The organism is Chitinophagales bacterium (assembly GCA_041392475.1).
Lineage (GTDB): Bacteria > Bacteroidota > Bacteroidia > Chitinophagales > UBA2359 > JAUHXA01.
In genome coordinates, this window is record JAWKLZ010000002.1 from 1,306,045 (window position 1) to 1,328,366 (window position 22,322).

At 39.9% G+C, this 22,322-nt stretch carries 19 protein-coding genes; 8 read left to right on the plus strand and 11 right to left on the minus strand.

Annotated features, from left to right (window positions below):
* Positions 1-39 precede the first annotated feature (39 nt).
* The 3 genes from R3E32_18595 to R3E32_18605 all read left to right on the plus strand — a co-directional run bounded on the left by R3E32_18595 (position 40) and on the right by R3E32_18605 (position 2,175).
* Positions 40-945 (plus strand): LysR substrate-binding domain-containing protein, encoded by a 906-nt coding sequence (locus R3E32_18595; protein MEZ4886744.1) that lies wholly within the window; start codon positions 40-42, stop codon positions 943-945.
* A gap of 122 nt (positions 946-1,067) precedes the next feature.
* Complete coding sequence (locus R3E32_18600; protein ID MEZ4886745.1) at positions 1,068-1,520, plus strand: DUF6249 domain-containing protein; 453 nt, start codon at positions 1,068-1,070, stop codon at positions 1,518-1,520.
* A 106-nt stretch (positions 1,521-1,626) separates the two neighbouring features.
* The gene (locus R3E32_18605; protein ID MEZ4886746.1) at positions 1,627-2,175 is read left to right on the plus strand and encodes a hypothetical protein; all 549 of its coding nucleotides are present in this window, start codon (positions 1,627-1,629) and stop codon (positions 2,173-2,175) included.
* A gap of 172 nt (positions 2,176-2,347) precedes the next feature.
* Here R3E32_18605 and R3E32_18610 read toward each other — a convergent pair whose 3' ends face one another.
* Positions 2,348-6,145, minus strand: a complete 3,798-nt coding sequence (locus R3E32_18610) for a BamA/TamA family outer membrane protein (protein ID MEZ4886747.1) — start codon at positions 6,143-6,145, stop codon at positions 2,348-2,350.
* Positions 6,146-6,378: 233 nt separating this feature from the next.
* Between R3E32_18610 and R3E32_18615 the strand changes: the two genes are divergently transcribed.
* Positions 6,379-7,017, plus strand: a complete 639-nt coding sequence (locus R3E32_18615; GenBank protein MEZ4886748.1) for an MBL fold metallo-hydrolase — start codon at positions 6,379-6,381, stop codon at positions 7,015-7,017.
* Between the two features lie 495 nt (positions 7,018-7,512).
* The gene (locus R3E32_18620) at positions 7,513-8,040 is read left to right on the plus strand and encodes an RNA polymerase sigma factor (GenBank protein MEZ4886749.1); all 528 of its coding nucleotides are present in this window, start codon (positions 7,513-7,515) and stop codon (positions 8,038-8,040) included.
* 67 nt (positions 8,041-8,107) lie between these two features.
* Here the strand turns inward: R3E32_18620 and R3E32_18625 are convergent, their stop codons facing one another.
* Entirely contained in the window at positions 8,108-8,515 is a 408-nt protein-coding gene (locus tag R3E32_18625; GenBank protein ID MEZ4886750.1) for a hypothetical protein, read from the minus strand.
* Between the two features lie 146 nt (positions 8,516-8,661).
* On the opposite strand from R3E32_18625, the gene R3E32_18630 reads away from it, so the two are divergent.
* Together R3E32_18630 and R3E32_18635 are read left to right on the plus strand one after the other, a co-directional pair.
* Positions 8,662-9,618, plus strand: coding sequence for an arginine deiminase-related protein (locus R3E32_18630; protein MEZ4886751.1), 957 nt, complete (start codon positions 8,662-8,664; stop codon positions 9,616-9,618).
* On the plus strand, positions 9,615-10,130 hold the full coding sequence (locus R3E32_18635) for a GNAT family N-acetyltransferase (protein MEZ4886752.1): 516 nt from the start codon (positions 9,615-9,617) through the stop codon (positions 10,128-10,130). The genes R3E32_18630 and R3E32_18635 overlap by 4 nt, the downstream gene beginning before the upstream one ends.
* 14 nt (positions 10,131-10,144) lie before the next feature.
* Here R3E32_18635 and R3E32_18640 read toward each other — a convergent pair whose 3' ends face one another.
* The 9 genes from R3E32_18640 to R3E32_18680 all read right to left on the minus strand — a co-directional run bounded on the left by R3E32_18640 (position 10,145) and on the right by R3E32_18680 (position 19,312).
* Positions 10,145-10,783: a hypothetical protein gene (locus R3E32_18640; GenBank protein ID MEZ4886753.1), complete on the minus strand. Its 639-nt coding sequence runs from the start codon at positions 10,781-10,783 to the stop codon at positions 10,145-10,147.
* 41 nt (positions 10,784-10,824) lie between these two features.
* Entirely contained in the window at positions 10,825-12,108 is a 1,284-nt protein-coding gene (locus R3E32_18645) for a condensation domain-containing protein (GenBank protein MEZ4886754.1), read from the minus strand.
* A 116-nt stretch (positions 12,109-12,224) separates the two neighbouring features.
* Entirely contained in the window at positions 12,225-13,238 is a 1,014-nt protein-coding gene (locus R3E32_18650; GenBank protein ID MEZ4886755.1) for a sterol desaturase family protein, read from the minus strand.
* Positions 13,239-13,274: 36 nt separating this feature from the next.
* On the minus strand, positions 13,275-13,778 hold the full coding sequence (locus R3E32_18655) for a hypothetical protein (protein ID MEZ4886756.1): 504 nt from the start codon (positions 13,776-13,778) through the stop codon (positions 13,275-13,277).
* A 168-nt stretch (positions 13,779-13,946) separates the two neighbouring features.
* A complete protein-coding gene (locus R3E32_18660) occupies positions 13,947-15,188 on the minus strand; it encodes a sulfite oxidase (protein ID MEZ4886757.1) in 1,242 nt (413 codons plus the stop codon).
* Between the two features lie 163 nt (positions 15,189-15,351).
* A complete protein-coding gene (locus tag R3E32_18665; protein MEZ4886758.1) occupies positions 15,352-15,597 on the minus strand; it encodes a hypothetical protein in 246 nt (81 codons plus the stop codon).
* Positions 15,598-15,612: 15 nt separating this feature from the next.
* The gene (locus R3E32_18670; protein MEZ4886759.1) at positions 15,613-16,755 is read right to left on the minus strand and encodes a serine hydrolase domain-containing protein; all 1,143 of its coding nucleotides are present in this window, start codon (positions 16,753-16,755) and stop codon (positions 15,613-15,615) included.
* Positions 16,756-16,763: 8 nt separating this feature from the next.
* The gene (locus R3E32_18675) at positions 16,764-17,525 is read right to left on the minus strand and encodes an exodeoxyribonuclease III (protein ID MEZ4886760.1); all 762 of its coding nucleotides are present in this window, start codon (positions 17,523-17,525) and stop codon (positions 16,764-16,766) included.
* A 68-nt stretch (positions 17,526-17,593) separates the two neighbouring features.
* Entirely contained in the window at positions 17,594-19,312 is a 1,719-nt protein-coding gene (locus R3E32_18680) for an AAA family ATPase (GenBank protein MEZ4886761.1), read from the minus strand.
* Positions 19,313-19,578: 266 nt separating this feature from the next.
* Here R3E32_18680 and R3E32_18685 point away from each other — a divergent pair, with 266 nt between their 5' ends.
* Complete coding sequence (locus R3E32_18685) at positions 19,579-22,092, plus strand: DUF5686 family protein (protein ID MEZ4886762.1); 2,514 nt, start codon at positions 19,579-19,581, stop codon at positions 22,090-22,092.
* The last annotated feature ends 230 nt before the right edge of the window (positions 22,093-22,322 follow it).

Genomic DNA, 22,322 nt, shown 5'->3' on the forward strand with positions numbered 1-22,322 from the left:
CAATTTTTGAAAAGGTAAACGCCTAAAATTAATAAAAATATGACCCTTTCCCAACTTCAATACATCATTGCGCTGGACAAACACCGACACTTCAGCAAAGCTGCCGAACGCTGCAATGTGACACAACCAACCTTGAGCATTCAAATCCAAAAACTGGAGAAGGAACTCGAAATTGTCATTTTTGACCGCACTAAAAATCCAGTAGTGCCAACACAAGAAGGTGAACAACTTTTGGCGCAAGCTTACAGGGTATTGGAGGAAACCAAAAAGTTGAAAAATCTGGCTACTGATACCCGAACAAGTATCAGCGGACGACTAAGAATTGCAGTATTGCCTTCTCTTGCGCCTTATTTACTGCCTTTGTTTATTGGATCTTTTTTAGAGAAATATCCACAGGTTCAATTAGAGGTTATGGAACTGCATAATTATCAAATCTTTGGGCGTTTGAGGCAGGATAGAGCAGATGTTGCCATTACAGTTGCGCCGATTGAAGAAGAGGGTTTTTATGAGATTCCACTTTTCAACGAACCCATTGCAGTCTATTTGTCACCGACTCATCCTTTGGCTTCAAAAAAAACCTTAGCAGTAGAGGATGTAGATTTGGAGGAATGTATTTTAACAGATGATTCGCATACGATGCGTCAAAACATCGAAAGATTGCAGAGAAATAAAAGGGACAGAAAATCGACTGCAAGTAGCAATTTGAAGTATAGAAGTGGCTCGATGGAAAGCATTTGCAGGATTATCGAAAATTACGGAGGTATTACCCTTCTACCCTATTTGGCCACCCTTCATAAGAGTGATTGGGAAAAACAGTTTGTGCGTTACTTTGAAAATGCGCCACATCGTGAGGTAATTTTTTTGACGCAAAGAGGGTTTGAAAAACAGAAACTAATTGATTTGCTGGGCAAAGAGATCATGAGCGGAGTGGAAAAATATTTTTAGTCATAAGTTTCTGATTAATGACATCAAAAAGCTGTAACCTCTTTTCAAATGAATACGACTAAACTACTGAAATCAATATTTAACAATCAAACTAAACAGATACCAATATGCACGTATTCGAAATGATAACAACACTTGTGGTGGTGACAACTTTTTTCAGCACCATATCCTTTTTGGCAAAGACTTTTTTTACGGCTCGCCATAAAGAGCGCATGGCACTCATAGAAAGTGGGCGAGACATGACGGTTTTCAAACCTAAAAAAAGACAGACCAACCGAGCATTGAAGTTTGGCTTACTTTTTTTTGGTATTGGGGCAGGGATTTTGACGGGTAGCATCATTGAAGCGATTTTTGGTTTAGAAGAACCTCTAGGAATTTTTTCGATGATGTTTATGTTTGGAGGCGTAGCATTGGTGTTGTACTACATCCTTGCAGCAAAGTATAGTTTTGAAGAAAGGGAGGAGGAAGTGGTTCTTGAAAAGAATGTAGAACCACCTTTTGAAACAGAACTGCGAATGAAAGAACGGCAATTTGACGAAGAAGAAGGATTTGATTTGACCCAAAGACAGTATTAGTGAATTGACCTTCAAGAAGAATAATCTGATTTTTTTGGTGAAAGACAGGTAAGTGAAAACTTATCTGTCTTTTTTTGTTAATTTCACTACAAAGAATCCTTCTACTATGAAATATCTTCTAATTTTTGTATCCCTATTCTTTCTTGTTAGTTTTTCAACTATTGAGGCTCAAAACATTGGCATCGGCATTGAAGCCCAAAAGTATGCAGCAGGTCATATTTTGGGTGGGCGAATAGACATTGGTATAGGAGATTACAATAACTTGAATGTACGAGTAGGCTACAATTTTGCACGACACGAAGATTTTGGCGTACATCAAGATGAAACGGGTGGAGGATGGGGAGGTTCTCTTGGGTTTCGACATTATACGAGTCCTGACAAATCTGCTTTGTTTTTAGGAGTTCGTACAGATTTGTGGTTCAATACAATAGATTGGATAGATTTCATTGGACAAGTCGATGAGGTAAGCGGCACAACAGATATCGTTGTACTCCAACCTACTATTGAAATAGGGTATGGTTTTTTGCTGAATGACCGAATATTGATTGCTCCATCTGCCGCTTTTGGATGGGAATGGAACATCAAAGTCGATGGTGCTGATGTTGGAGAAGGGGCAATTTTATTGGGAGGTGTTCAGGTGTCGTATAGATTTTGATTGAACTAAAAATATTCACCCCCTAATGATTGCACCTATAAAGTAGCTTCTATGTTTGAAGGAAAGACTTCCGAAATTCTCGCTTTGTGAGGTCTTGAGCCTAAAAATAGCTCACTTTTTTGAAGAATAAATTTCGGAAATCTATATCTGATTTTTTTTCATACTATTCGGATTAGAAATCCAATCCCAAGCCAATGTGCCATTTAGAGTCTTGGACATTGCCGTTATCTACTCCCCACGCCCAATCAGCCCGCACAAAATAGCCCAATAATTTACTTCTAACTCCAACGCCATAACCTCCAATGACAGGGTTGCGGAAATAACGAACCGTAGCTGTAACAGGTGTCTGTAGAGGATTGCCTACTTCAACAGAGGTAAACTTGTTTTCATCGTCAAAAGGCGATACTCCATCCCATGCCACTCCTACATCTGCAAAACCAACAATTTGGAAGTTGCGGAAAAACTCTGAGCGAATCGGTGCATTGGAGATATACGCAAAAATAGGTATTCGCAATTCACTATTGAGAACCGCATAACTGTTGCCATTGCGGGAGTTTTGTTTGAAGCCCCTCACATTGGTTGCCAAAGATTGGAAACCATAATTTTGTTCTTGGTCAATAGGGGTGGTCGTATCAAAACGTTTATCATTGTCAAAAAGCAGCCAATTATCGACTCCCCCTAAATAGTAGAGCATTTTACGAGTACCATAACTATAAGCAGAAGCAAAGCGGTTGGCCCAAACAATTTGTTTGTGAACACGCTGATAGTGTCTAAAATCTGCACCTATAATCCCCAAATAACCTGTATCTTTGAAGTTAAGTTTGTTGATATCTTTGTCAAATTGGGCTTCAAAAGGTTTGTGTACTTCTGCATAGACTTTGAAGCGAGTACCGTTCATGATATTGAGTGCCACGTCAATGGTATTGTCAAATACATATTCTGCTTTGGTGAACAACCAACTTTCCGACTGTTGTGGTTCGATAAGCGAAATAAGGTCGCTTGCCAAATAGGTCACTTTATCATAACGTGCGCCTACATGCAGCCTTACACTTTGGTTTACATCCAATGGATAACTGAACGATGTTTGAAAATAATTGCTGACCACTTTTGCATCCGCTTGATAACTCGTTCCAGGCGGCAACAGGTCAGAGTCTAAACTAAAGGGTTGATTGTTGGCTCGGCGGTAATACAAGAATTTTTTATCCAAACGATGTTTCAGATTCCAGTACTCAACAAAATATTCTGAACCACCAAAGCCAACTGGTAATCTAAAACCTCCTATCAAACGATAATCTTCCATCAAATCGGTAATCCCCACTTTGATAAGTGTGTTCAAATCAGGACTGGTGAAGGCAGGGATTCCAGAAGTTGGGCTGCCAAATTGGAAGTTTTCATACTGATTGAAAATCACTGTATTGTCCAACTGTGTTACCACATTATCTACACTAAACTTGGTTTTGTAGGTACGAATCCGAGAATTTGTTAGTACCGATTCTTGTGCAGGAGGATTCAGACCTGGCAAATTGATGGTCGGAACAATCATACCACTATCCGTGATTGTAGATTTAGCGATTCCCGTTTTGCTGGGTAGTTCTATTGATGCAGGCGGCGCAGTGATAGTTTCATCATAGTCAAATTCACTTTGAAAGAAAAAGTTTTCCAAATCTATCTCTTCTGCCTCCTCAGCTTGCTGTTGTACTTCAATGTTTTCCAAAGTCATATCAGAATTTGGTAAGAGAGGTTCAATATCCTCTACATCCGCACCTTCTGTTTCTTCACCCAAAATAGTATCTGTTAGCGAACCTTGCGGTTTCTTTTCTTCAAAAGGATTTTGGAAAAACGAATCGGAATCACCATTGTCCTTCTCATTCGATTTTTTATTAGGTTGGGTAGAAGGTGTTGGCGAAACACTTGGTTGTGTACTATTTCTTTTATCCCGCTTCGAGGATTTGCTGAGTTTCGAATTCTTATTTGCAGAAAGCCTACTGCTCATTGCATTTTCAAGTTGTTGCCGGTAAATGGTCTTACTTAAGGTTTTCTTGGCTTGCTCAGGATCTTCGGGGAGTTGGCTTTTGTGAACTTCATAAGCACCATCTTGGTAGTGCAATTGCACAATTTCTTTCGTTTTGGAGGCAATATCGTATTCGCCAATATTTCGTTGGTAGTTGGTAATCGGATAACTAACTGCCACAATTCTATAAATATCTTCGTTGATAATCGTGTCTATCAAACCTTCTGCTTGGTATTCATCGAGTGCATAGGTCGGATTGATCACCATCGAATCCAAATAAAATACCTTCGTATCAGTTCGCACAAATATGCTGTCAAAGTGTGCAGCATACAAGTTTTTGATGCCATTTTTGTCACTCAAATAGGCAATGTGTGTACTGTCGTATTGCATCGGCAGCCATTCTTGCGAAAGAGGTGTGTTGGTAATTCTGGTTAAAACTTGGTCTTCGCCTTTGGCAAGATCATAGAAAAACAAGTCGAAATTGCTCGATGGTGCAATGCTGTCCAATTTTTCTACCTTCAATGTATCTACATACCGATTGGATTTGAAGACAATACCACGTACACCGTTGATGGTGACAAATCTTGGCTCCAAATCAGCAAAGTAGTCATTGGTTAATCGGTCTGTTTTGGTATTGGGAATAAAGTAAGTATAAAGGTCAGACTGTCCTTGACTGAGTGAAACCGCCGAAAGAATGAGTTTTTCGGAGTCGTCCATATAGGCGATGTCAGAAATTTGTTGGAACTTGTTCATGTCATCTGCATAGATTTCTTCATCTTCCAAGACATTGTATTCCATCAATTTCACCTGATCCCGTTTCTCAAAAACGATGGCCAATTTTTCGCTTCGTTTGTTCCATGCCAACAAAGGATAACGGGTTTCCAAAGGCTGTTTGAACGAGCGAAAACCATTTTTAAGGATAAGTTTTTGAGTATTGTTTTGGGTATCATAGAGATATACCTTGTGCCTTCCTTTTTCATCCGTTGTGTAAGCAATATAGCGTCCACTTGGACTGACCTTCACCTCATCATACAAGATATTACGCCGTTTCACCTTCTTTTTGGTGCGAATCAATTGGTTGTTTTCATCAAAAATCGCACGGTTACTGTCTTCAGAAGCATACAAATTGGCGTAGTATTCATTAAATTCTGCAATGGTATTTTTTACCGTATTGCCCAACACAAACAAAAAACCACTCTCCAAACTACGATTGATGCGGGTGAGATACAACAAATTAGGAATAGACGATTCCCCATTCATTTGAGCGATATAGTGCCACAGTGCGTGTCCTGCAAAAGTCGCTTCGTCGGTAGTCAATCGGTTGAAATTTTTGAGTTTGTCTTTTTCGACAAATTCACGCAATTTTGCGTCCATTTCTGTACTCCACTCTTCACCCACATACGAAACCATTCCATTGACAAACCAATCGGGCAGGTTGAGCAATACTGCATTTTGCAGCACCTCTTGAATGTTTCCGCCATAAATCATGTTTTCGAGGAAAATCCTTGCAATACCTTCTTTGATTTGTTCTGCCAAACGATTGTGATCACCATCAAAAGATACAAACATCTTATTTCCAATGATTTTGGTCACACCACCTGTATTCGTAGTTTCGATGCCTTGACCAATATTGCTTTGCTTCAAATCCGAAAGGTTGTGGTAAACCATAATTTCAACCTTTCGATTGACCTTAAACTCCAATTTTGCCTCAATGGCATCTAAGTTTGTTTCAGCTACCATCACTGCAAATTTTCCCAACTGCTGCCCACCTTGATAAAAATAGGCGAGGAAATTAGGAGATTCATAGTAAGACCACTCAAAATCGTGGTATTGCACCCGATTTTGGCCAAAAGTGGTATAAAAACCCTGAGCAAAAGTCGTATGCGATTGGCACAACATTGCTACAAAAAACAAAAGGGAGATAAAAGCTCTCATAACAGATTTTAAGATAGGGAGCATAGGCATCAAGGTATTTATTGATTAGATGGTTCTTGTCATTTTATTACACAAATCACAAAGTTTTTCAAGACTTTTGCCGTTATGTTTAGAATAGGAAGCCTATTACATAAATAGGCACTGTTCTTAACTTGCATTTTCATCATTTGGTTGCTGCATACTTATCAGCAGGACGACTTTTTTGCAAGTTTATAACTTCTGTTCGTCTAAGATAACAAAAATTAAACACAAAAAACATGATACAAGTTTTAAAATTCACCTTCAATCCCTTTCAGGAAAACACTTACTTGTTGTACGATTACACCAAGGAATGTGTTGTTTTCGATCCAGGTTGTCAAACAGCCGAAGAACAACAACGACTAACTGACGTTATTGCAGACTTAAAATTGAAGCCGGTGCTATTGGTCAACACACACTGCCATATTGACCACGTTTTCGGTAATAAGTTCGTTATGGAACGATATGGCTTAGAATTAGCTATCCATAGAGGAGAACTGCCTGTGTTGCAGTCAGTCGAAATGGTGGGCAGAATGTATGGTATTGAAGTTGAACCCTCCCCTTTGCCAAGTGTATTTTTGGAGGAAGGAGAGCCGTTGGAGTTTGGTGAATCGAGTCTCCAAATATTTTTTACTCCAGGACATTCTCCTGCAAGTTTGTCATTTTATAGCGAAGCTGACCAATTTGTGATTGCAGGTGACGTTTTGTTCTATGAAAGCATTGGAAGAACTGATTTGCCAGGAGGAGATTTTACAACGCTGATCAAAAGCATCAAAACCAAATTGTTTACTTTGGCAGATGGAGTAAAAGTATATTCAGGACATGGGCCCGAAACAACTATTGGCCATGAAAAGAAAAACAATGTCTTTTTGAAGTGAAAAATCTTTTGATTAAATGCTTTTTTTTTAGTAAATTGTACCATTTATCAAAAGGGCGTTAAAGTTTGTTAATATTGGAAGTTATGAAACTTTTTTCATTTTTTCATAGTTCTATTGTAAAGGGCTTAAAATATCTACCTTTGAAATAAAAAAAGATATTCGCCATGATTATCATGTAAAGAACTAAAATTTGATAAAAGGTTCATAATCCGACAGTTTCTTTGAAGAATTAGTAGCAATTTTGGAAAATAAAAAATGTTTTAATTCAAAATAAGAACACATACAATGACTTTTTTACGCCATCAAAAAAATGAGAAAAATCAATTTTGATGGATTCCAACATACGAGAAGAAAGGAAATAAAACAACCTTTGTGGGCGTTTTTCTCGTAAATTAGATTAGATAAATGCTCCTGATAACATTGCTCCAACAGTATATGTTTTTCAGCAATAAAAATAAGTTAGGAGTTGACTTTAACCTTAAAAGATTTAACAATATGTCTGCAATAGAATTTAATAGTTCAATTACGGGTATGTACGGGTCTCTAAAACCCTACGCTGTAAAGTTGACCAGAAGTTTAGAAGATGCCAACGATTTGTTGCAAGAAACGATATTGAAGGCATTGACCAATAGAGATAAATACCGCCATAATACCAATTTAAAAGCGTGGCTTTACACCATCATGCGTAATATTTTTATCAACAATTACCGCAAAAAAGTGCGCCAAAATACCATCTTTGACAATACCGATCAATCTTATTTGATGAATACGGCAAAAACGGTGAACAATGATGCTCCTTCCAACTTTGTAGTGGAAGACATAGATAGAGCCTTGGAAGATTTACCCGATAGATACCGAACACCGTTTTGGATGATGTATGAGGGCTTTAAGTACCATGAAATCGCCGATGCTTTGGAAGTACCTTTGGGTACAGTAAAAAGCAGAATATTCTTGGCCAGAAAACAACTAAGCGATACCCTCGAAACCTACGCACACGCACAGGAAGAGGAATTGGCAGAATAACAAAATGATATTTTAGAGTTTAAAAAATGAATCAAGGGCAGTCCGAAAGGGTTGCCCTTTTTTGTTTTTACACCCAACTGTATATCCACCCAACTACTGCATTGCCAATCGGGAAATACGCTGCAAAAAACAGAGTCATGCCCAAAGTAAAGTTTCGGATGCCAAATATTCTATCTAAGATATTGTCTTCAAATGCAATAGATGTCTTGAACCAATACCCTGCAAACTCCAAAATCCCCATAAAAAACAAACCATAAACATACTGTTCATACCAAGCCATGTCCTTCAATAAAATAGAAATCGGAACCATGTAAAGAATGTAGCAACTAACGATTTGCCACCAATGCCGAAAGCGAGCAATGCGTGTATAAATGCCAAAATTGTGCATCAAAACTCCCCAAAGAAAATAGACCACTATATAGATAATCGCTAATTTAGAATCGGTTGATAAGAGTTGTTGGAACAGGATATTCATGTGATAGCAAGGTTTGATTGCGGTGTTATCAGATAATATTTTATTCACCTCATTGTCTATTTTTCTATAAAGATTTACCTTGCTTGTTTGTTCTTGAAGTTCTCCAAAATAATTTGTATTCCATCCTAAAACAGTTACAAACTTTAATGAAACAAACCAACATCACCAGCACCATTTTGATGGTTCGTCCTGTGGCCTTTGATGCCAATGAAGAAACAATGGACTCCAATGCCTTTCAAGAAGAAAGAACGGATGAGTCAGCTAAACAAGTGCAATCAAAAGCAGTGAGAGAATTTGATGCTTTTGTGGATAAACTACGCATTTATGGCATTGAAGTCATAGTCTTTGATGACAGATTGCAGCCTCGAACACCTGATTCTATTTTTCCGAACAACTGGATTTCTTTTCACAACAATGGTAGGGTGATGACCTACCCTATGCAAGCCATTAGCCGCAGACTAGAACGCCGCACCGATATTATCGAATCCTTGCAGCAGGAGTATGGTTTTGAAGTGACGCAGGTGATTGACATGGGGCCCTTGTATGAGGCAGAAGATCGTTTTTTGGAGGGAACAGGTAGTTTGATTATTGACAGAAATGATCGGTATGTGTATGCCTGTATTTCGCCAAGAACACACCGAGAATTGGTAGAAGATTGGGCAGAATATTGGGGTTTTGAAGCCATTATTTTTGAAGCATTGGACGAGCAGGGGCAGCAAATTTACCACACCAATGTGTTGATGTGTTTGGGGGATGCTTTTGTGGTGATTTGTATGGAAGCTATTCGAGATGCGTCGGAAAGAAAACAAGTGGAGGAGAGTTTTGAAAGTAGTGAACGTACGGTTGTCGAAATTTCCTTCGACCAAATGAATCACTTTGCAGGGAATATGCTGCAATTGCAGAACGAACAGAGTGAGAAAATTTTGGTAATGTCGCAGGCGGCTTACGATTCGCTGAGTTCTGAACAAATTGAAATATTGCAGGGCTTCAATGATCATTTGGTGAGTTCCCCCATTCCTACGATTGAAAAATATGGCGGCGGAAGTGTGCGCTGTATGATGGCGGAGGTGTTTTTGCCCAAAAAAATAAATCAACACGCATGACCATTTTAGAAACTGAAAGACTGCTCATTGAAGAAGTCAATATAAACGATACAGCGTTTATCTTCAAACTGTTGAATAGTCCAGGTTGGCTCAAATTTATCGGCAATAGGGGAATCAACAACTTAGCCGATGCAGAAGCTTACATTCAAAATCCGTTGATGAAAAGTTATGAAGAAAATGGCTTGGGGCTGTATAAAGTAGTGCGAAAAAAAAATGCTGAACCGATGGGTTTGTGCGGCTTGATTTCTCGTCCAATATTGCCGAATGTGGACATTGGCTTTGCCATTTTGCCTGAATATGAAGGAAAAAGTTATACATTTGAAGCGGCAAAAGCAATCATAGATGATGGTACTGCAAGGTTGGGATTGAAGGTGGTATTGGGCATTACCAGTCCCGATAATGTTAAATCCCAAAAATTACTCGAAAAATTGGGCTTGAAATTCGTGGAGAGGTTGCAATTAAATGGCTATGAAGATGATACATTTTTATACTCAAACGAAGAAAATTCATGAAGCGTTAAAGACGTTTAACCTTTGATAGCCACAGGAATGTAAAATCCCTTGATTTTTGGATCCAAAGCAACCGTTCCTGGCATGAATTGAATAATACCTTTGGGCAAAAACTTGCGGGAAATAGGTGCAGGCAGGGTAATCGGACGAGCTACTTCAAGGGTTTGCAACATTTCTACCGCAGGTCCATTGTATGTCATTTGCATATAGGTCTGACCATCTTTTCCTTTGACCAATTTTTGGCTGAAAGAATAGTTGGAAATATCCTTTCCTTGTTTGTCTTTCATAAAAATGGTCAAATCTTTCCCTTTTTTATTGACAGCAGCAGGTTTCTCACTTTTCATATAACCTTTTGGCGACACACCATTTTTGAAATCACTGGTCGTCTTGATTCCATAAAGCACCAAACCCAAGCGTCCTGTTTCAAAAACATCGGCCATCCTAAACTGCACATACATTCCCTCACCCTTCACTTTTTCATTCATCGCCAATTCAATGCCTGTTTTATTCATTGAATTGATAGAAAAATCGAGTGCCACTTCTTCGCTCACATCTGCTGCAATTTGAGGAATAGGAGGAAGAGGTTCACGCACAAAACCAATCCAACTTAAACTCAACAATATCAACCCCGCAATAAAAAATCCAACCTTTTTCATGTTCAAATGATAATCTTAGGAATACTTTAATTTACCCAAATTTAAGCAAAATTCGCCATTTCTTCTAATTTTTCTTTTATCTCTGTAACAATCTGCTGCGCTTGTGTTTCGTCCATTTCTGCCGTTAAATAGGTGAAATCCATCCCAATTCCGCCAAACAATATTTTGCCAAATGCTGAAAAATCAGGCCCAAATTGGTTGTTGGTAATAAACGCTTGCACATTTTGCAGTTGAATGGCCCCGTATTGTGGCTGTAAATCCAATTTACCAATAAAACTGAGCGCAGACACTCCCAAACGCATCTTTTTGAGAGCAAGTGTCATTCGAATCAAATATTTACTCACTTTGGACATCAAAAACACTTCCCCCAATCTGCTTGACTTGAAAATCTCTCGGCGAATATTGGCTGCAAAATCATACACAGATTCTCCGTCCGCTACAGGAACCGTCAAACGCAACATCGAAATACAACAGCCCAAGTCTTGATTGCCAACAACGGGAGTCACCAAAGAACGGGTATCTACAAAACTGATTACCCTCGCCAAACGTCTGCCTACATTTCCATATTTGTGCTTCAAAATCACCTGCGTCATTACGGCCAACAATGCACTGTTCAAACTAAGCCCTTTGCGTCCAATATGCACCATCAATTTTCGGGAAACCTCGGGCGAAAGCAACAAATTGATTACCGCATTGGAGGAATGTATTGGAATGGTCGAACTAAATCCCCTCTTTAGATAGGTCCATTCATCCTTCATCTGCCGTCCTCCAAAAGCAAACAAACGTTTGGCTAAGTTCCATCCCTGATAGTCAGCAGGAAATTTTGATGCAACCGAAGATTTCCGGACAGTAGGAAGCGAAAGTCCTCCCAAAAGACTCAACAATTCGTGCAGAACCAAACGGGCTGAAGTCCCGTCAATGATGGCATGGTGAAAGCACACTACCAATTCAGAATGATTCGTTTCATCATCTGCAATAGCACAACATTTCATCAATGGCCCTTTTTTATCAAAAATAGTATTGAGTGCTTTCTCTGCAATCGCTTTCCAAGTAGCTGAATTTGTTCGGTAAACTATCTCCAATCGAATAGGAGGAGCAGGCTCTAATTTTGAAAAATAAAAATCCCCTTTTGACTCCACGATTTCAGCTTGTAGCAAAATATGGCGGGACTGAAGTTGCTGCAAAGCCAATTGTATATCTTGACTTTCTGGACAAGCATCCAATTGAAGTACGCACACCACACACAAGGGCAGCGCATCGTTGGAGAGCGTAAACGCTTGCTCAATAGCACTAAGTGGTCTGATAAGGTTTTGAGTTGTTTTCATCACCTATCAAAATTACAAAATTTAATGGTTCTATGACAAAATCTGTGAAAAGGGCCTCAGTGTTTACGAATAATCCCCACTTTACCTTTCAGCGAACTTTTCAACAGGAGCTATTTCTAAGAATTCTCCGCACCCTTACCAAACCCATGCAAGTTCTGATGCACAAAATCATGAGGAAATTCGTCTATACCAGGAAAACCCAAGCGAATATCTCGTCCACTATAAGGAATGTATGCCGTTCCAAAAAGATAGTCCCAACAAGCAAGGGTCAAGCCATAATTCATGCCATAAGGATGCTCATTAGGAAGTTCGTAGGCATGGTGCCAAATGTGCATTTCGGGGCTATTGAAGATGTATTTCATAAAATGGCTCAACACACCTATCCCAAACAAAGTAGTTCCAATGACCAAATAGAGGTTTTCACTCGTTGTTGCATTTTCCCACTGACTGACCACAAAAACGCCTATCAAAAACCCCAATACACCGCCCGTAACCCGTCCGCTGACAGTGATGTTGGAGTGATTGTAATGCCCTACGGCAAGGGTGAAAATGTGGATAATAAAAAAGTCGTTTAGCCCAATGCCAATCATTGCCAAGGGAATGTACTCCAAAGAACGATACACCACGTTTTCCATCCAATGATAGCGTAAGTGTGCTGCAAATCCCATTTCTTCAACAGAATGATGGACTTTGTGAAATTCCCATAATCTGGGAGAACGGTGCAAAAGGCGGTGAATGTTCCACTGCACAAAATCTCGAATGATGAAACCCAGCAACAAATGCCCCCACAATGGCCAACTTTGTACTTCAATCGCTGCCAAATTATTCACGTCAAACAGTCCCAAAAAGTCATTGAAGAGCTGCACGACTACATCCGAAGCAGCATTGTAGATAATGAGTGAAAACAAAAAGAAATTGAAGAACATATAGAAAAAATCCATCCAAAAGTCTTTGCGAAACTTCGCCTGATTTTTTCGCCACGGTGCAAACCATTCTAAGGCAAAGAAAAAAGCAGACACCAGTAGCAACCAGTAAAAATAATTGTGCCAAGTAGGGTGTGTTATTTCGTGTAGCAGGTAGCTGAAGTAACCTGTATAACCATTGATGAAAGTTTCTAAGTAGCTGTGCATAAAAAAATCTTTTGTCTTGTGTCTTTTTGCTTTTGTCTATTCTTCCTCCAATTCATACCACTCAACATCGGTCAACAACTTTCGCCGTCCTGTGTTCTCGGGAGCATAATGTTTCGCCAAATAGTTGAGAATAATTTCCTCCTGTTCGCCCAAATCCCAAAGATTTTGAGTCGCTTGCATCCATCGAATCATCTGCTCCCAACCTTCACGAGTCGCTCGGTTTTGCGTCACCAATTTGGCTGAATGACAAGCCGTACAAGTCGCAATCACCATCTCCAAACCTTCTCCTTCCGCAAATCCCGTTGCTACATGAATCCCGTCTTTGATAGGATTTTCTGCAATGGCTTTTTGTTGAACCGCTGCAATCTGTTCCCTTTCTGCCTTCAATTTTTGGGCATGAGGCGCAATCGTATCGGTATAAAACACCCAAAAAATAGCTCCCATCAGTAGGACAACTAAGATTGAAGTAGCTTTCACGATGAAAGACAGCAAATTGAGAATCCGTTGGTCTTTGAAGAAGTTGTTGGTGTCTTTATCCATGATTTAGACTTTTGAAGTTTTGTTTAAAAGATTCTCGATTGCAATGAAAATCAACATTCTTAAAAGGGTAAACTTCAAAAGTTTCCAATTTGAATGTGGTAAGTTATTTTGTTGGTAATCCTAAGTTGCAGATATTAGCAATTTAACAATAAAACCATACAACAATACCTACTTCACCATCACTGCAATCCGATGGCAAGCATTGTTTAGATAACCCCTTGGATTCCAACCAGGAAGCACCATTGGCTGCATGATGCCCTCGCCATCCGTTGCCCTCGCCCAAATTTCGTAATAGCCCTTTTGCGGAAAAGACAATTTTGCGCTCCAATGCTGCCAGGCATAGCGATTGGCGGCAGCATCCAAAGTGCATTTTTGCCATGTTGCACCATAGTCCATTGAGCAGTGCATTTCCTTGATAGCCAACTTTCCCGCCCAGGCATGACCTGCAATATCCAAAGTCCGCCCAAGTGTGATAATTGCACCCGTTTTTGGGTAGGTAATCAAGGATTTGACAGGCATATCTTCAATGATGCACATTTTTTCGTCCGCCACCGTAGAACCTGCTGCAACAGGTTCGCAAGGCACACGATAGGATTGACCCGTCATTTTTGGGCCATCGTGAACTCGGTCACGCACCACGATCCGGTAGAGCCATTTGCCCGAAGTTGAAGCGGGTACATCACTAAAAACCAAGCGCAAGGGATAACCATTTTGAAGCGGTAAATCCTCGCCATTCATCGCCCAAGCGATTAGGCTTTCTTCCTCCAATGCCTTCGCTATCGGCACGCCCCTCGAAATGACCACTTTATCAGGCTCGCCCGAAAGGTGTGTGTCTTTGCCATAGTAGCCGATATAGATTGCATTGGACTTTACGCCAACATATTCCAACACATCTTTGAGGCGAACGCCCGTCCATTTTGGGCTGCCGACTGCGCCCGTTGTCCACTGATTGCCCTTTGCAGGAGGATTGAATTCACTGCGCCCATTACCGCCACATTCCAAGGTTAATTGATAGGTGTAATGTTGGAATTTGGACTTCAAATCTGCCAAAGACAAAACAACTTTTTGTTTTGCGGCTTCTCCTTCAATCGTCAGCGTCCAGTTTTTGGAGTCGACTTCAGTGGGTGGAATGCCGTTGTTTCGGACAAAAAGTTTATCATTTGGAGTGATTTTATCATTCAGCAAATGCGGAGGGGCTTCGGCATTGATGGGTTTGTCGTTCAGTACCACCAATTCTTTGTGCTTGCCCTTTAAGCTGAAAGGGTTACCTATGTCGGTCAATGCCAAAGGTTTCCATCCTTCAAAAACATACTCGGCAAAGGCGATTTCTGTTCCGAAGATGCCGCTTAGAGTAGCTAAAGTGGTTTTTTGAAGGAAGGAGCGTCTTGAAGTGGGTTTGTTGTTGGTCATTTATTAAATAATTGTGGTTTATCCGACAATAGTCTGTAGTATTTTTCTAATAAATTGACAGTCAGATTATTAAGAAATAAATTAAATTTTTGCAACTACTTGATAATCAAATCTCTCCGTCTCTCCGTTTAGCAAAAAGTACCCGAACTATTGTCTGATGAAGTTAGCAGAATTTTTCTACAAAAGAATCAATTTTATCGTCATCAACTCTCCAATCTTCACCTTTGTTTTCATATAAATATACCATGCCTGCCAATGCTAATGTGTCTTCTGCTATCAGCACTACCTTTTCATTTTCAGCTAACCACATTTTCCCATCGTCTGTAATTGTATAGCCTTTTTCTGTCAGCAAATAATATATGGGAACTAAAATATTACTCGCAGCAGCTAATCGAAATTTTTCTTTCATTGAATGGACATTCAGTTATTTGTTTTTCAGTGTTTCAAAAATCATCTTCACCCTATCGCTCATTTTTTGATGTACATTAGGGCCTGAAACATTGGTGACAGCATACACGCCTGTTTGCAATTCGGGAACAATGGTCATCCAACTCGATGTACCAAAAGCACCACCATTTTGAAAAAATTGGTCGGGCTTGTCACCATCTTTGAAGATTTGCCAAAACAAACCGCTTTCATAATCTCCGTATTTTCCATTCCACAACTCTTGATGTGAAATTTTTACAATTGCATTCGTTGTGTCAGCGTGAAACTGCATATATTTCACCATGTCGTCCAAAGTGGATTTGATTCCTCCTTCTGCGTTCATTTGTTTGTTGGTGTAAAAAGGCATTTCTTTGCCATTGTGATTAAAGCCCTGCGCCAAGTGTTTTTGCTGTTCCTCAGAAAGTTGAATGGCAGTGTTGGTCATTTGAAGTGGCTCGAAAATGTATTGTTTCAAAAGTTCCTCATACGGTTTACCATATATTTCCTCCAAACAATATCCCAACAGGTTTGCACCTGCATTGGAGTATTTGAATTGGTGTCCTGAAAGAGTGTCCAAAGTGACTTTTTGCAGTTCGCTGAAAAACTGTTCTTTCGTGAAGTTCTTTTGAAGGTCATTTATCACAAAGGGTAATTTGTCAAAATCTGGATTGTTGAATATTTCTGGTTGGTGTGGAAACATATCTGGCAATCTGCTGGTATGTGTCACCAAATGCCGAAAGGTAATCGGCTGGCCTTCATACTCTAAGTTGGGCAAGCTGTCAGTCAAAACGGTTCGGATGTCGTCATCTATCGCCACTTTTTTGTCGTGAATCGCCTGTGCAAGCAGCGTTCCTGTGAAGGTTTTGGTGAGAGACGCAATCTCATAAAGGGTTTGGTCATTGGGAACTTTGCCGTCTGCCAATTGTCCTTTGTGAAATGTATGTACTTTTCCATTTGTCCATACAGCCATAGAAAGAGCCTTGAATTCTGGTTCGGAAAGCAATGAATCTATTTGGATTTCAATGATTTGAGTAACTGGGTCTTCTTCATTTTCTTGGGTTTTTTGTTGGCAGTTGGTCAAACCAACAAGAACTAAGAAAAAGAAAATGATTGAAGTGGAAGTTTGAGAAAGTGGTTTCATTTTTGCGTTTATTTTAATTTTACAACTATGGGACAATGGTCTGAATGTTTCACATCAGGTAAAATACTTGCACCAATCAACCGCTCCTGCAATGGTTTTGTAACCGAATGATAGTCAATCCTCCAACCTTTGTTGTTGTTGCGAGCATTGGCTCGGTAGCTCCACCATGAGTAGTGATGTGGTTCAGAATTGAAGTGACGAAAAGAATCCACAAAACCGCTTTCAAACCAATCGTCCATCCATGCCCTTTCTTCAGGCAAAAATCCAGATGTGTTTTTGTTGCTCACAGGGTTGTGAATGTCAATTGCTTTGTGGCAAATATTGTAGTCACCCGAAACGAGGAGATTGGGGCATTGCTCTCGCAATTTCGTGATGTAGGGAAGGAAGTCGCCCAAAAACTGCATTTTGATATCTTGACGCACATCACCCGAACTGCCAGAAGGAATGTAAACGCTCATCACCGAAAAGTCGTCAAAGTCGGCTCGCAAAATTCGCCCTTCGCTGTCGTAGTCGGTCATGCCAGAACCGTATTCAATGTGATTCGGTTTTGTTTTGGCCAAAATACCGACTCCGCTATAGCCCTTTTTTTCGGCGCTGTGCCAATAGCAGTGATAGCCCAATGCCTCAAAAAGTGCGTTGTCAATCTGTTCGGGTTGGGCTTTCGTTTCTTGAAAGCATACGATATCGTACTCGTTTGCAGCCAACCATTCGACCAGACCTTTGTTGATGGCAGCTCGAATACCGTTTACATTGTAGGAGATGATTTTCATAGAATATTTGAAGTGTTTTGGTTTTGAAGCGATAAAGATACGGCAATCTCGTAGCTATTTCAAAGAAGTCAATTTACCCGCTCGACATTCAATTCGTCCTTAATCACTACCACTGTCCATGCCTGTAGATTCTTCAGATTTCGCAACTTGTCAGAATCTGCAATGTAGTTCAACAACTGCTTTTTGGCGGTCTCTTGTTCCGCTTTGCAGCGTTTGGCATTTTCTTTCTTCAAATACTTCAATTCAAAAATGTATTGGTGATTGATGGGGACAGGAGGGCGTTGCAGCAAAGAAATATCCAAATAGCCAGCAGGAGTTTCCCTTTCGCTTTCGATGTAATACGCATCCGTTAGCATCAATTCTGCCATCATAATTAGCTTGACATATTTCTCGTCAAATCGCTGGTAATCTCTATCTGCCAATTGGTGCAAAACATCGTGAATCAAATGAAAAAAGGAATGTGGATTGCCCTTCAATGCCATTTCTCTGACCGCATCTCTGATTTTACTCACATTCACTGAAATCTGATTTTGGTCTTCTAATAATTCCCAGAAATAATGGACATACAACTCTTGTACCACATAATTCGGCACTCGAAAAGTAAACTCTCCTGCCCATTCATCTTCAATAGTCAAAAAGCCTTGGTAAAACAACAAACTCAAAAAATCATCTTGTGTGAACTTTCTTTCAAAGGTAAACTGAGCTGTCATTCCTCCTCTAATTTCCCTATCTCGCACGATTTTCTTCAAAGACTCATAGTTTGCATCAGGAGTTTCGACAGTTAGCAAACGGCGAACTTTTGTGTAGTCACTCGAAATATTGATGTCCAACATTTTTTTGGGTGCTTTTCCAAAGGCTTGATAGGCATTTAGAAAGTACAATACCATGTTGGGATTATAGAGTTTGTGTTGTGCATCCGCATTGAATTTATAACCATTGTACCAATCTCGCATCAATGGGAGTACCTCATCTATTTGGTCTTTGTGACTCGGGTTGGACAATTCAAACAGTTCTTTGACCGTATTCTCTGTAAAACCCATCATTTCTACTACCCGTAAATCCAGCGAAAGGTTGGTCGCAATATTGAAGCCGCTTGTCATGCTGTCTAAGGTAATAGGGGTAATGCCTGTGGCGAAAAAACGGTCCACAACTCCTGCCTTTGTTCCTTCTTTGATGGCTTCGTAAAACTTTCGCATAAAACCATTTAGACTGACTATTTCCTTAAAATCCTCCAACCGAAAAGCAATCAATTCATTGGCGAAATGATCGTATTCATCTACCAACACGTACAATTTTTTGTCAGGAGCATTTCGCAACATAAGCGTAACAATTTCCTCCATGATATCGGCAGGAACTTTTTTATCCAAAGTCGCCTTTTGCTCGGTCGAACTACATAAATCAGGGTAAGCATCAAAAAAACGTTTGATGCCTGTTCGTACCCGTTCTAAAAAACCATTGTAGGTGGTGTCTTTTGAATCTGTATTGATTTTGGTGAACTCAAAATCTATTACATAGTATTGATTCGCCATTGAAGTAGGGTGCTGTCCGATATAGTATTTCCCAAAAAACTGTTGGAACTTGTCTTTGTGTTCCAATCCATAGTAGTGATGCAATAGGGAGATAAATAGACTTTTGCCAAAACGCCGAGGACGCAAATAGAAAAAATACCTCTCAGACATGTTTTCCAGCACTTCGATGTAGTGTGTTTTGTCTATGTAGTGGTATCCATAGTGTACCAAATCCTCAAAATTGCTGACACTATAGGGTAACTTTATGTGTTGATTCATGTTTTTGTTTTTGTCGAAAGATACAGTTTTTCCAACAAAAAATGCTTGTTCAAAGTTTGAGAATGCTTACATTGAAGCATAAAAGCAACTTTAGGCTTTCAAAAGCGTTATCAATAAATAACCCAAAAAACAAACTAAAATAAACTTTAGAATAAAAGAAAGAGTCAAAAAATAACAGATAAATATACAACATTGTTTATTTGTCCGCATCTTTGATTTATGCACAATGAATCAATCATTTCGACCACTTAAACCCCTATGGTATTGTGAAACCTAAGAACCTACTCTACACTTCCATCCTTGCTGCAATTTGTCTTCTTACTCAAACTACTTTTGCCCAGACCTATCGCATTAGTGGACGGATTATTGAAGATCACTCAGAAGAATCCATTCCCTTCGTCAATATTTTCCTTCAGGGCACTACCATTGGGACAACCTCCAATATGGATGGCAGCTTTGTTTTGGAAACCAATCAATTGACCGATAGCATTGGCGTGTCTGCAATAGGTTACAAGACCCAATACAAGGCACTTTCTAAAAATACGGAACAGTCTATTTCCTTTCGATTGCTACGTGACGATATCATGATAGACGAGATTGTAGTCATTGCAGGAGAAAATCCAGCCGATATTCTACTCCGAAAAATCATTGCCAACAAATACAAAAACGACATAGACCAATCCGATTATTATCAATACGAATCCTACAATAAATTGGAAGTAGATGCTGCCAATTTGACCAAAGAACTGATGGGCAAGAAGTTATTGAAGCCCTTTGATTTTATTTTTGAAAATGTGGATTCCGTATCCGAAGAACGCCCATTTCTGCCACTTTTCATCACCGAAACCATCTCGGATTACCACTACCGCAAAAATCCAAATGGTAAGCGTGAAATCATCAAGGCAAGCAAAATTTCGGGTACAAAAAACGCCAGTTGGACGCAGTTTCTCGGCAATATGTACCAACAGTTTGATATTTATGACAATTTTATTGAAGTGATGGGCAAAAACTTTGCAAGCCCAATTTCCAATATGGGTTTGGCAAATTACAAATACTACTTGGTCGATAGTGGTTATATTGACAACAAATGGTCGTATCAAATCACCTTCAAACCCAAATTGAAGCAAGACAACGCTTTTATTGGTGACTTTTGGGTGGCAGACACTTCTTTTGCCATTCGTCGAATCAGCATGGAATTGTTGGCAAAAGAGGCGAACATCAACTTTGTGAACAAGTTGAGCATCTTCCAAGAATTTGGTGAGGTGAACGATTCTATTTGGGTATTGAAGAAAGATAAGTTGATTGTCAGCTTTGTAACGACTGGAAAAATGCCCGAAATCATCGGTCGTAAATCCACTTACTTCAAAAATCACCTCTTCAACAACGAAAAAACAAAGATGATTTTCAAAATACCCGAAGACATCATCGTACAAGAAGGGGCAATGGACAAAAGCGAAGATTTTTGGGCAGCATCCCGACACGATAGCCTCAGTAGAAATGAAAAAGCCATCTATGCAATGGTCGACAGCATCAAACAAATGCCTTTGGTGAAAACCTATATGGACATCGCTACCGTTGTCATTTCGGGATACAAAGAGTTCGGAGCCATTGAAGTAGGACCTTACTTCAATGCCTATAGTACCAACATTGTAGAAGGGTCGAGGTTTCGTTTGGGGGTTCGCACCAATACCGATTTTAGCGAGCGAATGAGGTTCAGTGCTTATGGTGCGTATGGCACTAAAGACCAAAGATTCAAATACGGAGGAGAGGCCTTCTTTTTACTCTCCCAAAAACCGTGGCAGACATTTACAGTAAAATACCAAGACGATTTGGATGTCGAAAGCCCTAATGCAGAAGAGTTTGGAGAAGACAACATTTTTGCGGGTTTGTACCGCCGTGATGTACCCCAAAAGCTGATGCACATCCGCAAAATGGAAGCCATGTTTAGCCGAGATTGGAGATGGGGTTTGTCCAATCAATTGAGTTTCTCGAATCGCCGTTTGGATCCTTATTTTGATTTCTTCAATTTCGGCAAAAGTTACGATCCAAGTATAGAACCTGCACGAACGATTACCACCTCCGAAATCAAACTCAATACCCGATTTTCCTACAAAGAAAAATACATCTACAACGGCTTCAATCGCACTGCCATCAACTACGACAAACCAATTGCCAACCTTTCTTATACTTTGGGTGTAGCAGATGTTTTGGACAGCGAATATACCTACCACCGTTTGGATTTCAGTTTCAAAGATTGGTTCTATGCAGGTCGTTGGGGTTATACGAGTTATGTCCTGCAGGGCGGAAAAATATTTGGCACTTTGCCTTTCTTGCTTTTGCACAACCATCCTGGCAATGAAACCTATTTCTTCAATACCTATTCTTTCAACCGCATGGACGATTATGAATTTATCAGTGATACCTATGCGTCCTTATTTGTAACCCATTATTTTGAGGGTTTTTTGATGAACCGTATTCCGCTGATGCGAAGACTGAAATGGCGTTCTTTGGTGACAGGAAAAATAGCTGTTGGTAGTCTTTCGGATGCCAACATTGCCGCAAATACCGACCCAACGGGTACACACAAAAATTTTGGTAATTTTGAACAAATGGCTGATTGGCAACTCCAAACGCCCACATTTGCCAAGCCTTACATTGAAGTAGGTGTAGGGATGGAGAATATTTTACACCTGTTCAGAGTTGATGCTATCTGGCGGTTGAGTTATACAGATACCCCTTCTAAAGTCGGGATTCGAGCAGGAATGCAGTTGAAGTTTTAACAGAATACACTTTCTTCACTGGATTTGAAATTGAACGGAGAGACGCTGAGAGGGAGAGATTTTTTTCTATTGGATTTGAAACTTTACCAACAGTCGAAGACTTTGGCAACAGTTGAAACGGGGATTGATTACAGGAACGGAGAGATTTTTGGGCGTGAGAAACAAAAGATAAACGATTGTAAAGCTCATTGAGGTGTTGTCCTTGATGGGCTTTTTTTTGTAGTGTTTGA

Bases quoted from the DNA above. Each gene is read 5' to 3' on its own strand.
- R3E32_18595 (MEZ4886744.1), top strand. From the start codon at position 40: ATGACCCTTTCCCAACTTCAATACATCATTGCGCTGGACAAACACCGA.
- R3E32_18600 (MEZ4886745.1), top strand. From the start codon at position 1,068: ATGATAACAACACTTGTGGTGGTGACAACTTTTTTCAGCACCATATCC.
- R3E32_18605 (MEZ4886746.1), top strand. From the start codon at position 1,627: ATGAAATATCTTCTAATTTTTGTATCCCTATTCTTTCTTGTTAGTTTT.
- R3E32_18610 (MEZ4886747.1), bottom strand. From the start codon at position 6,145: ATGCTCCCTATCTTAAAATCTGTTATGAGAGCTTTTATCTCCCTTTTG.
- R3E32_18615 (MEZ4886748.1), top strand. From the start codon at position 6,379: ATGATACAAGTTTTAAAATTCACCTTCAATCCCTTTCAGGAAAACACT.
- R3E32_18620 (MEZ4886749.1), top strand. From the start codon at position 7,513: ATGTCTGCAATAGAATTTAATAGTTCAATTACGGGTATGTACGGGTCT.
- R3E32_18625 (MEZ4886750.1), bottom strand. From the start codon at position 8,515: ATGAATATCCTGTTCCAACAACTCTTATCAACCGATTCTAAATTAGCG.
- R3E32_18630 (MEZ4886751.1), top strand. From the start codon at position 8,662: ATGAAACAAACCAACATCACCAGCACCATTTTGATGGTTCGTCCTGTG.
- R3E32_18635 (MEZ4886752.1), top strand. From the start codon at position 9,615: ATGACCATTTTAGAAACTGAAAGACTGCTCATTGAAGAAGTCAATATA.
- R3E32_18640 (MEZ4886753.1), bottom strand. From the start codon at position 10,783: ATGAAAAAGGTTGGATTTTTTATTGCGGGGTTGATATTGTTGAGTTTA.
- R3E32_18645 (MEZ4886754.1), bottom strand. From the start codon at position 12,108: ATGAAAACAACTCAAAACCTTATCAGACCACTTAGTGCTATTGAGCAA.
- R3E32_18650 (MEZ4886755.1), bottom strand. From the start codon at position 13,238: ATGCACAGCTACTTAGAAACTTTCATCAATGGTTATACAGGTTACTTC.
- R3E32_18655 (MEZ4886756.1), bottom strand. From the start codon at position 13,778: ATGGATAAAGACACCAACAACTTCTTCAAAGACCAACGGATTCTCAAT.
- R3E32_18660 (MEZ4886757.1), bottom strand. From the start codon at position 15,188: ATGACCAACAACAAACCCACTTCAAGACGCTCCTTCCTTCAAAAAACC.
- R3E32_18665 (MEZ4886758.1), bottom strand. From the start codon at position 15,597: ATGAAAGAAAAATTTCGATTAGCTGCTGCGAGTAATATTTTAGTTCCC.
- R3E32_18670 (MEZ4886759.1), bottom strand. From the start codon at position 16,755: ATGAAACCACTTTCTCAAACTTCCACTTCAATCATTTTCTTTTTCTTA.
- R3E32_18675 (MEZ4886760.1), bottom strand. From the start codon at position 17,525: ATGAAAATCATCTCCTACAATGTAAACGGTATTCGAGCTGCCATCAAC.
- R3E32_18680 (MEZ4886761.1), bottom strand. From the start codon at position 19,312: ATGAATCAACACATAAAGTTACCCTATAGTGTCAGCAATTTTGAGGAT.